The sequence below is a fragment of the Sphingobacterium sp. InxBP1 genome (assembly GCF_026191775.1).
Lineage (GTDB): Bacteria > Bacteroidota > Bacteroidia > Sphingobacteriales > Sphingobacteriaceae > Sphingobacterium > Sphingobacterium thalpophilum.
The window spans coordinates 407,918-422,145 of the sequence record NZ_JAINDX010000046.1 but is presented as its reverse complement, the minus strand read 5'-3'; the positions used below and the strand labels follow the sequence as shown (position 1 = coordinate 422,145).

Genomic DNA, 14,228 nt, shown 5'->3' with positions numbered 1-14,228 from the left:
CACTATTAAACTGTATAAATTTATGAAAAAAAATGCTATTTTTCGAATTAGCGTCATTTTAGGCCTCGTGCTGACGGGTATATCACAGAGTTATGGCCAAGTAGAAAATCCAAAACCTATTATAAATGCTTCATTGACAGGTACGGTAATCGATGCGGTCACGAAAGAACCCCTGCAGGGAGTCACTGTTCAGCTGGAAGCCGTGACACATCAAGTGAAAACCGATAGCAAAGGTGTTTTCCAGTTTGTCACAGGACAAAAATTGCCTTTTACCCTGATTGTTTCTATCGTTGGATACCAGACCCGTCGGATTGTGGTTGAACAGTCGCCTGCGGTGATTGAGCTTACTCCCCGGCTGGAGGCACTGGATCAGGTGGTGGTCACGGCGCGCAGAAGAAAAGAGCAATTACAGGATGTGCCAATTCCCGTGTCGATTATCCGCGGAACAGCATTGGAAGATGCGGGAGCATTTAACGTCAACAGATTAAAAGAGCTTGTTCCCACCGTACAGCTTTACTCCTCGAATGCACGTAATACGACACTCAATATTCGGGGGCTGGGCTCAACCTATGGCCTCACCAATGATGGTATCGACCCCGGTGTGGGATTTTATTTGGACGGTGTTTATATTGCACGCCCGGCAGCTACCTGGCTGGATTTTATTGATATCGACCAGATAGAAGTGCTGCGGGGCCCACAGGGAACCCTCTTTGGAAAGAACACCACAGCTGGAGCTTTTAACATTACCTCGCGTCTGCCGCAGTTTACGCCCGAAGCGAATGTTGAAGTGAGTTACGGGAATCAGGGATTTATTCAGGCGAAGACATCGATTTCAGGACCGCTGGCCAAAAATTTAGCTGCCCGGGCCTCTTTTTCAGGAACGCAGCGGGATGGTAATCTCTTCAATGTGCATACGAACCGCAAGATTAATGATATCAATAATTTGGGATTTAGGGGCCAGCTATTGTTTACGCCAACAGAAAATATCAAGTTGGTCCTCTCGGGGGATGTTTCTTCCCAGAGACCGGATGGGTATGGCTGGGCTGTTGCTGGCGTCGTGAAGACACAGCGGGCCGATTATCGGCAGTTTGATGCCATCATCAAAGATTTGAATTACGAGCTACCCTACAAGAGTGCCTTTGAGCGCAAGATAGATCTGGACACGCAATCCAAGGCCGATAATAAGCTGGGAGGTGTGGCTTTAAATGCGGATATAAAAATAGGTGAGGGGACGTTGACGTCGACTTCCGCTTGGCGAAAATGGACCTGGGTGCCGCTCAACGACCGCGATTATTTAGGTCTTCCGGTATATACCGTGTCGGCCGGCAATTCGGTGCACAATCAATGGTCCCAGGAATTCAGGTATTCCGGAAAAATCAGCGAAAAGGTCAGCGGTGTGGTTGGCTTGTTTGGTCTATGGCAGGATCTTGGCACCGATCCAGTACATACCGAGGAAACGGGGTCAGCATTCTGGCGCTTTCAGAAGAACTCGACAAGCCCGCTTTGGGAAACACCGGGCTTATTTGACAACTTTGGTATCCGGACGGTATATGGGATTAAAAGTACAAGTTTAGCCGCCTATACGCAGATAGACTGGGCGGTCACTTCCAAACTCCACATCCTCCCCGGCCTGCGCTACAACTATGATAAAAAGGTGGCCAACTATGACCGGCAGACTTATGGAGGTCTGCAGACCGAAGACCCTGCCTTGTTGGCGCTTAAAAATGGCGTGTATACCAACCAGACTTTTGATATTAATGCCGATGCCGATAACTTTTCCGGACAGCTCTCGGCGAGGTACCGTTTCAATCCAAAAGTTAATGCTTATGCAACTTATTCGATCAGCTATAAGCCGATCGGAATCAATGTCGGCGGATTGCCAACTGCCAATGGCGCTGTATTAACCGATCTGGCAGAGGTAAAACCTGAAGCAGTGCGCCACAAAGAGCTCGGGGTGAAAACCAATCCGTCGCGGAATTCTATTCTTAACCTGTCTATTTATCAGACCGATATCAAGGACTATCAGACGCAGGTGCAAACGCCGGAACCCGGAGTAAATCGGGGATATCTGGCGAACGCAGAGAAAGTTAGGGTCAAAGGGGTGGAACTGGATGGTAATATCAACATTGGGCATTACCTGCGTCTCAATGCAGCATTGGCCTATACCGACGCCAAGTACGTGAAGTTTACCAATGCACCCGTGCCTCTCGAAGAGGTCGGCGGAGCGCAGGCTTTCAAGGACGTTTCGGGCGGTGTGCTTCCGGGAGTTTCCAAATGGTCCTGGTCACTGGGGGCTGAAGTAAATCAGAGCGGAAAGCTCATCGGCATCAATGGATCCTATTTTTTAGGGGCTGACCTGTTTCACCGTTCCAAATTCTCCTCGAGCCCGTCCCCTTCACAGTATCTGAATATTGATGCTTATACGCTGCTGAATGCCCGTTTAGGGTTTAGAGGTTCCAATGGTGTTTCTGTTTTTGTCTGGAGCCGAAATCTGACCAACAAAGATTACTATGAACAATTGCTTGCCGCTCCCGGCAGCTATGGTCAGTATGCCGGCGTAGTGGCGGATCCGAGGACCTACGGCGTCACACTGCGGTACAATTGGAAGCAAGGAAATTAGATCCGTAATTCATAACATATTTTTATCTGAGGCTGTTCAAATACGTTGGACAGCCTTTTTTTGTACCGGTCCTCCACTGCTCGCGGTAGCGCCACCGGCTGCTATTATTGAATCATGTAAGGCGCTCTCTGCTGTGTGGTAAAATATATGGCGCAGCGCGCCAGCCCTTTGGCTGTAGAGCGGCTTAAATTTAATTTCTGCTTTATTTATGTATGGAAAACCGTATCTTAAATCATCATCAAGGTGTAAGAATTGCGCATGAACGAAAAAGAGCTATTGCAACATTATAAAATGACCGGAGATCTGGCTGCGCTGGGGAAACTGTATTCGCCTTATATGTCATTGCTCTATGGGGTATGCTTTAAGTATCTGCAGGACCCTGATCGTAGTCAGGATGCGGTGATGCAGATATTTGAGGAACTCATTGAGAAGCTGCGCCATTATCAGGTGGACAATTTTAAGAGCTGGCTGCATGTATACAGCAAAAATTACTGCCTGATGCAGCTACGCAAAGATAAGCGCACAACACATGTGGATATCGAAGATAATCTGTATGAAAGCGAGCAGAAACTCCATCATGCAGATGAACGTAAATGGGAAGAAAGAGACTTTGAGAAGTTAGAAGGTTGTATGCAGACATTGAATCATGAACAACAGGCATGTGTCCGTCTATTTTATTTAGAACAGAAGTGCTATAAAGATATTTCAGATTTGACGGGATACGAACTGAATAAAGTCAAAAGCGCTATCCAGAATGGGAAGCGAAACTTGAAAATCTGTATGGAAAGGAAAGAAAATGGAAAATAATTATCAATTATCACGGATTCATAATTACATTCACGGCCTGATGAGCAAAGAAGAAATGTTTCAGCTGGAAAAGGAAGCACTGGATGACCCCTTCCTTCAGGATGCCATTGATGGATATCGCCTGCAGAATGGTGTGGATGCCCGACAATTGAGTTTATTGCAGCAACGGCTTAATCGTAGGGTGGAGCAGACGATCGCCACGCGACATGCACAATACTATTCCTGGCAGCGCCTGGCGATAGGAGCAGCAGCAGGTGTTATCTTTGTGACCTTATTGGCGTTGTTGTATTTCCGGCATTTTAACGGTAAAGCCGAGCGGACGACCGATGTTGAACTAAGTGAGCCTGAGAATACAGTGAGTATTGAACCGCTTCTGGATGGTGGAGATGCCTCCCCACGTGAAGGCTGGAAAACCTTGGAAAAGTATTTAAATAAGGAGTACAAAGCCGTCGGCGGCGGAGAGATTATCGTAACTTTTACGGTCAGTAACGACGGCTCGCTAGCCGATATTGAGGCCGAAGGAAAGCCTGAGCGCTCGCTTGCCGAAGAGGCCATCCGTCTTCTCCAATCCGGACCTAAGTGGCAGGGAAGTAAAGGCCGGCTGAAGATCATTTTTCCTAACAGGAACCATGTGGAACATGGAACTATTATAAAGCCGCCGCATTGTTTTGGAATAGAAAAAGGATAGGCCTCCATAGAGACTATCCTTTTTTAGTATACCGTGGAAATCTACCAGATAGGTTTTTTATTAATCAGCTCGCAGCCCGACCTTTGATCAAGGAGATTTTATTCTTCCCAGCGAATCTTTTCTTCGATAGGCGTACGTATTGGTTCGCGGGATTCTGATTCATGATGACCAAGATAGAATAAACCGATACATTTTTGGTTTTCCTCCAAGTTTAGGAAACTGCCCAGATGGTTGATCAGACCGGGAGATGCCCAGTAACCACCGATATTTAGGGAATGTGCAGCCAGCCACATGTTTTCGACGGCAGCAGCTGTACAGGCCAGCTCCTCCCATTCCGGGACTTCGCCAGTATAGTTGACAACAATAGCGATCGCTACGTTTGACTGCGTGGCTTTCTTGCCCATGTTAATTTCCGTGGCTTCCGTATATTTTTCAGCAGGTGTAATCGTTTTGTAGATGCGCGACAGTTCACTTCCCAAGCGTTGTAATCCCTCTCTGCGGAACACGACAAAACGCCATGGCTGTGTGCGTTTATGGGTTGGAGCTGCATTAGCTGCTTCCAGAATGCTCAGGATGTCTTCCTTACTTACTTCCTCGTCAGTGAAAGAAGCCTGAAATACCGATCGTCTGTAATGTATTGCTTTTAATACCTCGTTTTTCATTAAATTATAGTTGAATTTTAGAATCTGTTTATGCTCGTTCTTCCCATAAAGATACAACATGTAAAATTGTTTTGACCGCCTTTTCCATATCTTGTACGGATATCCATTCCTGCTTTCCATGAAAAGCATGCCCGCCGGCGAAGATATTTGGACAAGGAAGGCCCATAAAGGAAAGGCGTGATCCGTCCGTACCACCACGAATGCTTCTTCTCTCGGCAACCATGCCTGCTCTTGTGATGGCTTCCATGCCGATCTCCATGATTTCGGGATGCTGATCCAGCACTTCTTTCATGTTGCGGTACTGTTCTTTCACCGTAAACGTATAGCTGCAGTTGGGGTATTGTTCCACAACAGTCTTGGCAATGGACTCCAGTTCTGCTTCGTGTTTTCTTAGATTCGCTGTCAGGTGATCACGTACGATAAATTGAATTTCTGCTTTTTCCACAGTTCCGGAAATATGTACCGGGTGTACGAATCCATCTTTCTTATTGGTGCTTTCGGGTGATAATCTATCTTTCGGAAGCGCCTCAACAACAGCGCTGGCAATCTTGATCGCACTCTGCATTTTTCCCTTGGCAAAACCTGGGTGAACGGAGACCCCATAAATCGTTAAGGTGGCGCCGTCGGCAGAAAATGTTTCGTCTTCGATAGTTCCCGCTTTTTCACCGTCCATCGTGTATGCAAAATCTGCTGCCAGGCGCTTTAAGTCTGCTTTGTCAACACCACGACCGATCTCTTCATCCGGTGTAAATAAGATCTTGATATCGCCATGTTTGATTTCAGGGTGTTTCATCAACAACCGTGCAGCATCCATGATCTCGGCAATTCCGGCCTTATCGTCAGCCCCCAACAGTGTGGTCCCACTGGCGGTAATAATATCATTGCCGATCTGGTTGGCCAGGTCAGGATGTTCGGCATATCTAATGACAATACTATTGTCATCCGGCAGGACCAGATCCTGCCCCTGATAGTTGTGATGAACCAGCGGTTTTACATCTTTTCCGGAGGAATCCGGCGACGTATCCATATGAGAACAGAAACAAATGACAGGAACCTTTTTTGAGGTATTCGAGGGGATGGTGGCATAGATATAGCCGTTTTCATCTATCGCGGCATCCGTTATTCCCAATGCCAGCAATTCTTCTACCAATAAGCGGCCGAGATCTTTCTGTTTTTCAGTGGAAGGACATGTGGGTGAGTTTGCATCAGACTGGGTGTCAATCTGTACGTAGCGCTGAAACCTTTCCGAAACCGAAAAGTCACTTATGTTATTAATCTCAAATATACTCATTTCGCATCGCCTTAATGTGATAAGGATGACCAAATTTACAAATTCTACCGCGCTTCGGGCAAAAACAAACAAGACTTGTCAATAAACTGACAAGTCTTGTTTACTCCGGATAACCTTTATGCAAGATCTCCCCGCTTCTTCGGGGCACTTTCAGCCAATGTTATTTCTTTTCATCGGCATAGCCAAATACCTTTTGCAGGATACTGGTATTTCTGCTGCCTCCAATATTGTTTCTGATCTTTAATTCCTGATCCGCAACTTTGATGAAAAGTCCGTCAATGGCCTTTTGGGTAACATAAGCTGTCAAGTTTGTTTCCACCTTATTGCTTAGCGGCAGATTATTATAAGCGGTCGTCAGCTGTGTCCAGTATTGATCGACATGATTCGCGCCCATGGCCGACTGGATGACCGGGCTGAATTTAGTGGTGAGTTCTGTAGATGTGTTTGTCTTAAAGAATGTCGTCGCCGCATCTTGCTTGCTGCCCAGAAGAATATTGGTCGCATCTGTAATGGTCATTTTCGATAAGGCATTGACGAACACCGGAGCAGCCTCTTTTACAGCGCCCTCCGCAGCTCTGTTCATGCTCTGAACAAACTGATCGCAGAGTTTTCCCATTCCTACAGCACGCAAGGCTTTCTCCACTTTTTGTGCTTCCGCCGGCATTAAAATTTTTACGGCTGCATCACCTAAAAAGCCATCTTTCTTGGCTAGAGATTCTATACTGGCATTGAGGCCATTGCTCAGGGCCTGCTTGATGCCCAGGCTGGCATCTTTATTGGATAAGGATGTTAACCCATTTGATGTAGCGGTGTTGTGGGAGGAGCTATTGGCTGCGTTAGCTGCCGCGCTGCTGCTATCGGTCTGATTGACCTTGTTGAGTGCCTCGCTGATTTTTTTGAAGATCTGGGCTTCGCTGGTATTGGTGCACAAAAGGCCCGCAACGAACAACGAATAATATAGGAATGGAAATTTCATCATGTTATGTTTTGTTGTCAAAATTACGGATATCGACTGTTAATTTTTATTAAAGTTTAAATCGCTTCCCGTATATCGCATAGATTGTGCTTAGTCGTAGCAGATGCGCTACAGGGTAGGGTTGCTGAGCCAGACGATGGTGTGGGGATTTACAAATAGAAGTGATGCTGTAGCAGTATTCAGGCAAGATTAAATAGGGCGTCCAAATATTTTGGATGCCCTATTTAATCTATGTATCGTTTTTCGCTACTTCCAGGACAGGGTGGTGGCGACAGGAAAGTGGTCAGATGGGAACTTGTTTATATAGGTGTCTGTCAGGATACCATATTTTTTTACCTGAAAAGGCTTGGTGATAAAGATATGGTCTATCCGACCAGTTGCCCGGATACTTTTTCCCCAGCCATTAAAAGACGAGTTGGGCTCGTATTTGAGCGGTGCAAGCTCGTGAACATCGGTAACCACCTGGCTGTTCGCCAATGTAAAGTAAGCCGCGTCTTTTTCATCAACATTAAAGTCACCGGTCAGGATGAGAGGAAGATCTTTAGCAAATTCTTTCGCCTTCGCCAAGATCAGCTTGGCGCTTTCAGTCCTTGCCGTACGACCGATATGGTCAAAATGGGTATTCATAAATATAAAACGCTTTTTATTGGTTTTATCTTCGAAAATGCCCCAGGTACAAATGCGAGGCAATGCTGCATCCCAGCCTTTGTTGGGATGTTCAGTATCTGTTGCGGAAAGCCAGAAAGTCCCGCTCTTGATCGCTTTGAACCGGTTGGTATTATAATAGATCGCGGAGTGTTCACCCTCCTGCGCGCCATTGTCACGGCCTACACCAACGTAATCGAAGCCGGGAAGCAGTGATTTCAGGTCCTGAACCTGATCGTAGAACCCTTCTTGTATACCGAAAATGTCGAAGCCATGGTATTTAATCAAATTGCTCAGCGGCACCTTGCGGTCATTCCACATATTGCCTGTATCTACTGTATTTCTTTGTCTGATATTGTATGTTGCCGCAATGAAATCCTGCGCATGTGCGATGTACGAAATACATATGGCGGCGACGAGAATAAAGGTTCTTTTTAGCATTTTTATTGTATTGTGAGAGCAGGAACAGCGGGATTCCAGATAATGGGTAGCCCGGTCGTTCCTGCTTGTGATGTTATCGTTGCATTGTTACTTTTTTAACTCCTGAAGCAGCAATTCAGGTTCGTCTGTGGTAATGAAATCAATTTTTTGGCCGATCAGATTATGCATTTCTTCTGCGGTGTTGACCGTCCATGCATTTACTTTCATGCCTAATTTATGGGCATCCTGTAGCCAGTTCGCATTCTTTTTGAACACGGAATAATGGTAGTCCAGTCCATTGATCCCTGCGGCATGTACATCAGCAGGCGATTTGTCTCCATTCAGATATTGGATATTGGCTTTTGGAGCGAGTTCATGAATCTTCTGGCAGGCTTCAAAGCTGAATGCGATATAATCCGTTATTTTTTCTGCTTTCAATGCCTTCACCATCTCGACAGCTTTAGTTGCCGCTTCTAGGGTACGTTCTACACCCAGTTTGTTGGTTTTGAGCTCGAGGATGAGGCGTAATCCTTTGAGTTTTTTGCCTGCTGTGATATATTCTTCTAAAGTAGGGATAGACTCTCCATTGGGATGTTTCTTGGCCAAAAGTTCTTGGTAGGTTGCTGTCGCAATATCGATCCCGTAGAAGTCATTGTCATGGTTGACCACAAGGATGTTGTCTTTGGTCAGGTGCACATCAAATTCCGAACCGAACAGTTTCAGTTGGTGTGCCGCTTTTAGGGAAGCAATTGAATTTTGGGGAAGATGGCTATTTTTCCACACTCCGCGGTGAGCTATCGCCTTTGTCTGAGCGAAAAGTGCGGTAGAAGAAATGACCATAGCCAGCGTCAGGCAGGTAAAAATGTGTTTTTTCATATGTATTACTTTAAAAGCTGAACGTATGCAGATAAAAAAAGTGGTACTTTTCTCCTGCATCACAAGATCTAAAGTACCACTTTTATATGTAGGAATTGTTAAGTGTAATTTATTTTTTACCATTCCATTCTGCCATGAACTCATCCAGGAATCCGAGCATGTACTGATGCCGATGTTCTGCAATTTTTTTGGCAGCTTCGGTGTTCATCCTGTCTTTCAACAGGAGAAGTTTTTCGTAGAAGTGATTGATTGTGGGGGCTTCCGAATGTTTGTATGCCTCTTTATCTTTATACTCCTGTACCGGAATGTTGGGATTGTACATCTCTCGGCCTTTGTTGCCACCAAAACTAAATGCCCGGGCAATACCGATGGCGCCTATGGCATCCAGACGATCTGCATCCTGCACGATTTCCATTTCTTTCGAATGAAAGGAGACCTCACCCAAGCTGGCTTTGAAGGACATGTTAAAGATAATCTTTTTAACATGGTCAACCACTTCGGGCGCAATTTCCAGACTGGTCAAAAATTCACCGGCAACGCGAGGGCCTATCGTTTCGTCGCCGTCATGGAATTTACTGTCCGCGATATCATGTAGGAGTGCTGCCAGCTCGCAGACCATGACATCTGCTTTTTCTACTTCTAAAATTAACTTCGTATTGTTCCATACGCGTTGAATATGCGACCAATCGTGGCCTGCTTCTGCAAATTTCAAACGATCTTGCACAAATGCTACTGTGCGTTCAATAATGTTATTCATACAATACTTTTGTTTTTTCGCGAGTACCCTCGTATAATTCGTATTCTAATAATCTACAATCTAATTTACCATTATAAAACTCTATACGTCTGGACGCACGGAGACCAATCTTTTTGGCCAGATCCGGATTTCCAGTAAATATATAGCCCCTGTAGCCCTTACATTCCTGTTTCATAAAATCACCCATCCGTTTATAGGTAATTTCTAGTTTGGTATGCGTTCCGAGCCGCTCGCCATATTCAGGGTTGAATAAGATGACGCCGTTTTCTTTAGGAACGTGTGTTTCGGCAAAATCGCATACCTGAAATGAAATTAATTGCTCTACGCCTGCTGTGCGGGCGTTCATTTTAGAAACGTTGACCGCTTCTTCGGAAATATCGGTGGCGATAATCTGAGGGGCAGCTTTTTTATTGACCTGATCTTTTAATGCGCGGCGTTCCTGGAAGAATATGGTTTCATCATAACCGATGAAATGCATAAAAGAATAATTCATGCGCAACAAGCCGGGCTTTCTATTGGTTGCAATCAATGCCGCTTCAATGGCGAGCGTACCAGAGCCACACATCGGATTGATGAATGGTGAAACGCCATCCCATTTGGAAGCCATGATTGTTGAAGCAGCCAGAGCCTCCAGCATCGGTGCCTTGCCCGGAATCTTACGATAACCATGTTTTGCAAGCGTCTCGCCCGAAGTATCCAGGAAAATTTCGGCGCGATCGTCCTTCCAGTACAGATGCACCACCGCTTTATTGTTATCAGGACCTGAATTCGGTCGCATCCCTTTTTTTGCTTTAATCCGGTCTACGATTGCATCTTTAACCTTGACATTCGCAAACAGGGGGGTGCTAATCGTTTCATTGTCCACGTTTGAAGTGACTGAAAAATAACCGTCAAACTGTATGAGTTCTTCCCAGGCAATCTTGCTCAGTTCATCGTAGAGCTCAGTAGGGTTAGTGGCTGTAAATTCCTGCAAAGAATACAGGATCTGCGATGCCGTGCGCAGGTTTAAGTTGAGTTTGACCGTGTCATTGACGCTTGCCTTTAGCTCGACTCCAGTCGAAAACGCCCTGACAATGTCAAAACCTAACTCTTTAACTTCCTGTTGCAAATAAGGCGATAAGCGTTTATTGCACGTTATAATAACTTTATTGGGGGTGTTGAAAACTTCCATCATATTTTGTACAAAGTTAATTAAACTCTTCCTCAAAAAATGCTTAATTTTACGCTTTAATATTTATTTTTTTGATTATGGAAATTAGAGGAAAAGTACACGAGATAGGAGCGACACAACAAGTGACAGAATCATTCAAAAAACGCGATATGATTGTTGCTTATGCCGAAAATCCACAGTTTGTTGAATATATCCGTTTTGAAGCCACACAGGATAGAACATCAATTTTTGATAACCTGGCTATTGGCGAGGAAGTAGAGGTATCTTTTAATCTTCGTGGTCGCCCTTGGACAAATAAAGATGGTGTAACAACCTATTTCAACTCCTTGGTGGCATGGCGGGTGACAAAACTCGGAAATGCAGCTCCGGCACCTTCTTCTCCCGGTTATGCAGATATGCCGGCTCCTGTAGATTTGTCCGGTTCATCAGATGATGATGACTTGCCATTCTAGTCTCTAGCATACGTTCAGCCTGTTGGCCCTGCCGCCTAAATGATTTTTAGGGTCTATGCAGGCAACATAACGACATATCAGAAGGCTTCAATTTGAAGCCTTCTTTATTTTTCGGACTTTTTTGCTTACAGGAAATGTGTTCTTGGCGCTGAAATTGCTTCATAAAGGATATTTTTAATCAAAACATCATAAACATGAAATCATCTGTATTATTTTGTTGCTTAGCAGCACTTTCCTTAATGTCTTGTAATCAGGCTAAAAAAGAAAATCAGCACATCTTAACAACAGATTCGTCTGACCAGACCACTATGGCTGTAGATACTGTTCACACGGCTCAGAATTCCCTGGACTGGGCCGGCAAATATGAGGCGACTATCCCGTGTGCGGACTGCGAAGGCATCAAAACAAATATCACATTGAAAAACGACGACAGCTTTTCTATCGTGAGCGAGTACATAAACAAGAATACCAAAATTGAAGATTCTGGTAAAATTATGTGGCACGACCACGGGTCAGTTGTGCACCTGATGGGAAAGGAAACCAACATGAAGTTGAAGGTGGCCGAAAACCGGCTGATTGGACTGGATCAGGAAGGGAAAGAAATTGATGGGCCCAATGCGCACCTGTATGTCTATAACAAAGTGGAAGGTGAAAAATAAAAAGCATGGCTAACCTAGCCGCTGACATATTTACCTAGTGGGATCTTGCGCAGGAAGTAGGTGAGCAAAGCGCTGGCGATCAACGTAAAGACTGCTGCCAGCGGTATTTTCCATAAAGTCGAAAACGGCAGCAGTGGGTGGATGACTGTCAGCGGCAGGATATGGCATAAATAAATGCCGAAGCTATGGTTGTCAATAAACTTCCAGAATGGATGGAGCTGTTCGGGGAGCTTGATACATTGAACGAATATAAAAACAAAGCCTGTACTCAAGGCAATGCCCGGTGCCAGGTAATTATAAAGCGTCGGGTCAAACTCTCCCTTCGAGACACTTAAATAGTACGTCCCGATTCCAGTCATTGTGTTGAAGAGCATGAACAAGCCTAAACTGAGCCATTTTCGATGCATCGGATACTTTTGCAGATAATATCCCAATACCAGATAGCCCATATAACCCGAGAAAAATTTCAGATCAAAATTGGGCAGGTAGGCATTGTAGGGCCGGCTCGTGAAAAACAGGGAAACAAACCACAGGCATAGGAAGATCTGCAGCTCTTTTTTTGTGCAGTGTACGACTATCTTGCGGATATAGGGGACCGCTAGATAAAGACCGATGATCATATATAGGTACCATAAATGTGCGTTACTGCCTGATTTTAATTTAATTAACACAGTGTTGATAACTTGTGGAAAACTTAATAAGGACAGATCGGTGTAGCGCACGAAATAACCGGAAAGGTAAATTAGCGTCCAGAATAGAAAAGGTGGGATGATCTTGAACAGACGTTTTTTGTAAAAGGTTGTAGTAGGCTCCTCCTTTCGTAACAGCAGTGCACCGGAAATCGTCACAAAAAGAGGCACAGAAAACCGCGCAAAGCTATTCAGCCAATTGGCATAATTCCAGTCAAAGAAGTCAAACTGATTGCTATTCAGGTATCCTGAAGAAGAGTGGATCAGGATAACCAAAAAGATCGCAACAATGCGCAATACGCTGATATAGCTAGTTCGAACCATGGCTTTTCCAGTCGGCGATGTTAACGTTGGCTGTCATAGACTTTAAGATACAATAAGGTCAAAAGGGCGCCGATGCTGGCCATGCCCACACCTACCAACGAAGGAGTGTTATAGGCAAGTCCCAAAGTAATGGGAATCCCGCCTAAGAATGCGCCAAGTGTATTCCCGAGATTGAATGCCGCCTGTCCACCGGCAGCGGCCAGTGTCGCAGCCTCTTTGGATGCGCGGATCAGCATAAGCTGGGTCGGGGAGCCGATCGTAAAAGACACCAGGCCCGTAATGAAAGCCAGTGGGTATGCGGTCCAGCCCAGTGGGGAGATAACATATACCATGACCAGGCACAATGCCATAGCGGTAAAGCTGGCAATCGCTGCCTTCGTTGGCGAAATGGTATCTGCTAGTTTGCCCCCGATTAGGTTTCCGAAAAACATACCGATACCGATCAGAATCATAATCAGCGGCACACGGTCAGCCGCGACTCCGGATACCTTGGTCGCCAGCGGGGCAATATAACTGATCCATGCAAACAAGCCACCTGTACCGATGGCGATAATTGCCATCAATAGCCAAGCGATGCGTTTATTGAAAAAGCTGAGCTGGCTAAAGATATTGTTTTGCTTTGACGCTTCAATTTTGGGCATCCACGCATATATTGCCGCAAAGGTAAGCAAGCCGAGCATGCTGATGATTCCATAGGTCAGCCTCCAGGAATAATGGTGTCCCAGATAGGTGCCCAAAGGTACCCCCGCAAGGTTCGCGATGGTCATGCCGGTAAACATGATCGAGATCGCCTGTGCTTCCTTCCCCTTCGGCGCGAGTTTGGCGGCGACGACAGAGCCTACGCCAAAGAAAGCCCCATGCGGAAGCCCGGCCATAAAGCGTGAAAGGCTGATCAGAAATTGCCCGGGGGCGATGCTGAATAAACCATTGAAGATAAAAAATAAGAGCATCAAGAAAAGCAGGACCTTCTTGGGGGGGTATTTTCCTGTAAATAAGACGAGTGTAGGAGCACCTACAACAACGCCCAGCGCATATAGGGCGATTAAGTGGGCCGCAGTAGGTATTTCAATATGGAGATCTTTAGCAATATCCGGTAAAATGCCCATCATCGTAAATTCAGTCATCCCGATGGCAAGCCCTCCAAAAGCCAAAGCAATAATTCCTTTGTTCATATAGACGGTTAGAAGTTGA

The 14,228-nt window shown here is 45.5% G+C and carries 14 protein-coding genes; 5 read left to right on the top strand and 9 right to left on the bottom strand.

Features of this window, described 5'->3' with window-relative positions; all coding sequences use genetic code 11:
• Positions 1–22 precede the first annotated feature (22 nt).
• The 3 genes from K7A41_RS14110 to K7A41_RS14100 all read left to right on the top strand — a co-directional run bounded on the left by K7A41_RS14110 (position 23) and on the right by K7A41_RS14100 (position 4,115).
• Positions 23–2,620, top strand: coding sequence for a TonB-dependent receptor (locus K7A41_RS14110; protein ID WP_265714199.1), 2,598 nt, complete (start codon positions 23–25; stop codon positions 2,618–2,620).
• Positions 2,621–2,878: 258 nt separating this feature from the next.
• Positions 2,879–3,427: an RNA polymerase sigma factor gene (locus K7A41_RS14105; protein ID WP_265714198.1), complete on the top strand. Its 549-nt coding sequence runs from the start codon at positions 2,879–2,881 to the stop codon at positions 3,425–3,427.
• Positions 3,417–4,115: an energy transducer TonB gene (locus K7A41_RS14100; protein ID WP_179958476.1), complete on the top strand. Its 699-nt coding sequence runs from the start codon at positions 3,417–3,419 to the stop codon at positions 4,113–4,115. The genes K7A41_RS14105 and K7A41_RS14100 overlap by 11 nt, the downstream gene beginning before the upstream one ends.
• 98 nt (positions 4,116–4,213) lie before the next feature.
• Here K7A41_RS14100 and K7A41_RS14095 read toward each other — a convergent pair whose 3' ends face one another.
• The 7 genes from K7A41_RS14095 to K7A41_RS14065 all read right to left on the bottom strand — a co-directional run bounded on the left by K7A41_RS14095 (position 4,214) and on the right by K7A41_RS14065 (position 10,913).
• On the bottom strand, positions 4,214–4,777 hold the full coding sequence (locus tag K7A41_RS14095; protein ID WP_028071860.1) for a nitroreductase: 564 nt from the start codon (positions 4,775–4,777) through the stop codon (positions 4,214–4,216).
• Between the two features lie 28 nt (positions 4,778–4,805).
• A complete protein-coding gene (pepT, locus tag K7A41_RS14090; protein ID WP_265714197.1) occupies positions 4,806–6,068 on the bottom strand; it encodes a peptidase T in 1,263 nt (420 codons plus the stop codon).
• A gap of 160 nt (positions 6,069–6,228) precedes the next feature.
• Positions 6,229–7,047, bottom strand: a complete 819-nt coding sequence (locus K7A41_RS14085) for a DUF4197 domain-containing protein (RefSeq protein ID WP_265714196.1) — start codon at positions 7,045–7,047, stop codon at positions 6,229–6,231.
• Between the two features lie 243 nt (positions 7,048–7,290).
• Entirely contained in the window at positions 7,291–8,130 is an 840-nt protein-coding gene (locus tag K7A41_RS14080; RefSeq protein WP_265714195.1) for an endonuclease/exonuclease/phosphatase family protein, read from the bottom strand.
• An 87-nt stretch (positions 8,131–8,217) separates the two neighbouring features.
• Positions 8,218–8,985: a glycerophosphodiester phosphodiesterase gene (locus tag K7A41_RS14075; RefSeq protein WP_265714194.1), complete on the bottom strand. Its 768-nt coding sequence runs from the start codon at positions 8,983–8,985 to the stop codon at positions 8,218–8,220.
• Between the two features lie 109 nt (positions 8,986–9,094).
• The gene (locus K7A41_RS14070) at positions 9,095–9,742 is read right to left on the bottom strand and encodes an HD domain-containing protein (protein WP_028071865.1); all 648 of its coding nucleotides are present in this window, start codon (positions 9,740–9,742) and stop codon (positions 9,095–9,097) included.
• Positions 9,735–10,913, bottom strand: coding sequence for a THUMP domain-containing class I SAM-dependent RNA methyltransferase (locus K7A41_RS14065; RefSeq protein ID WP_265714413.1), 1,179 nt, complete (start codon positions 10,911–10,913; stop codon positions 9,735–9,737). Before K7A41_RS14065 ends, K7A41_RS14070 begins: the two co-directional genes overlap by 8 nt.
• Before the next feature lie 77 nt (positions 10,914–10,990).
• Here K7A41_RS14065 and K7A41_RS14060 point away from each other — a divergent pair, with 77 nt between their 5' ends.
• Together K7A41_RS14060 and K7A41_RS14055 are read left to right on the top strand one after the other, a co-directional pair.
• Positions 10,991–11,365 (top strand): DUF3127 domain-containing protein, encoded by a 375-nt coding sequence (locus tag K7A41_RS14060; RefSeq protein ID WP_028071867.1) that lies wholly within the window; start codon positions 10,991–10,993, stop codon positions 11,363–11,365.
• 194 nt (positions 11,366–11,559) lie between these two features.
• Positions 11,560–12,024 carry a copper resistance protein NlpE gene (locus tag K7A41_RS14055; protein WP_265714193.1) on the top strand — a complete coding sequence of 155 codons (465 nt, stop codon included), beginning with the start codon at positions 11,560–11,562 and terminating at the stop codon, positions 12,022–12,024.
• A gap of 14 nt (positions 12,025–12,038) precedes the next feature.
• Here the strand turns inward: K7A41_RS14055 and K7A41_RS14050 are convergent, their stop codons facing one another.
• Both K7A41_RS14050 and K7A41_RS14045 read right to left on the bottom strand, forming a co-directional pair.
• Positions 12,039–13,037: an acyltransferase gene (locus K7A41_RS14050; RefSeq protein WP_265714192.1), complete on the bottom strand. Its 999-nt coding sequence runs from the start codon at positions 13,035–13,037 to the stop codon at positions 12,039–12,041.
• Positions 13,038–13,057: 20 nt separating this feature from the next.
• Entirely contained in the window at positions 13,058–14,209 is a 1,152-nt protein-coding gene (locus tag K7A41_RS14045; protein ID WP_265714191.1) for an MFS transporter, read from the bottom strand.
• Positions 14,210–14,228 lie beyond the last annotated feature (19 nt).

What these genes read in the sequence shown, in the direction of transcription:
- K7A41_RS14110 (WP_265714199.1), top strand. Translation starts at nt 23, where the DNA reads ATGAAAAAAAATGCTATTTTTCGAATTAGCGTCATTTTAGGCCTCGTG.
- K7A41_RS14105 (WP_265714198.1), top strand. Translation starts at nt 2,879, where the DNA reads ATGAACGAAAAAGAGCTATTGCAACATTATAAAATGACCGGAGATCTG.
- K7A41_RS14100 (WP_179958476.1), top strand. Translation starts at nt 3,417, where the DNA reads ATGGAAAATAATTATCAATTATCACGGATTCATAATTACATTCACGGC.
- K7A41_RS14095 (WP_028071860.1), bottom strand. Translation starts at nt 4,777, where the DNA reads ATGAAAAACGAGGTATTAAAAGCAATACATTACAGACGATCGGTATTT.
- pepT (WP_265714197.1), bottom strand. Translation starts at nt 6,068, where the DNA reads ATGAGTATATTTGAGATTAATAACATAAGTGACTTTTCGGTTTCGGAA.
- K7A41_RS14085 (WP_265714196.1), bottom strand. Translation starts at nt 7,047, where the DNA reads ATGATGAAATTTCCATTCCTATATTATTCGTTGTTCGTTGCGGGCCTT.
- K7A41_RS14080 (WP_265714195.1), bottom strand. Translation starts at nt 8,130, where the DNA reads ATGCTAAAAAGAACCTTTATTCTCGTCGCCGCCATATGTATTTCGTAC.
- K7A41_RS14075 (WP_265714194.1), bottom strand. Translation starts at nt 8,985, where the DNA reads ATGAAAAAACACATTTTTACCTGCCTGACGCTGGCTATGGTCATTTCT.
- K7A41_RS14070 (WP_028071865.1), bottom strand. Translation starts at nt 9,742, where the DNA reads ATGAATAACATTATTGAACGCACAGTAGCATTTGTGCAAGATCGTTTG.
- K7A41_RS14065 (WP_265714413.1), bottom strand. Translation starts at nt 10,913, where the DNA reads ATGGAAGTTTTCAACACCCCCAATAAAGTTATTATAACGTGCAATAAA.
- K7A41_RS14060 (WP_028071867.1), top strand. Translation starts at nt 10,991, where the DNA reads ATGGAAATTAGAGGAAAAGTACACGAGATAGGAGCGACACAACAAGTG.
- K7A41_RS14055 (WP_265714193.1), top strand. Translation starts at nt 11,560, where the DNA reads ATGAAATCATCTGTATTATTTTGTTGCTTAGCAGCACTTTCCTTAATG.
- K7A41_RS14050 (WP_265714192.1), bottom strand. Translation starts at nt 13,037, where the DNA reads ATGGTTCGAACTAGCTATATCAGCGTATTGCGCATTGTTGCGATCTTT.
- K7A41_RS14045 (WP_265714191.1), bottom strand. Translation starts at nt 14,209, where the DNA reads ATGAACAAAGGAATTATTGCTTTGGCTTTTGGAGGGCTTGCCATCGGG.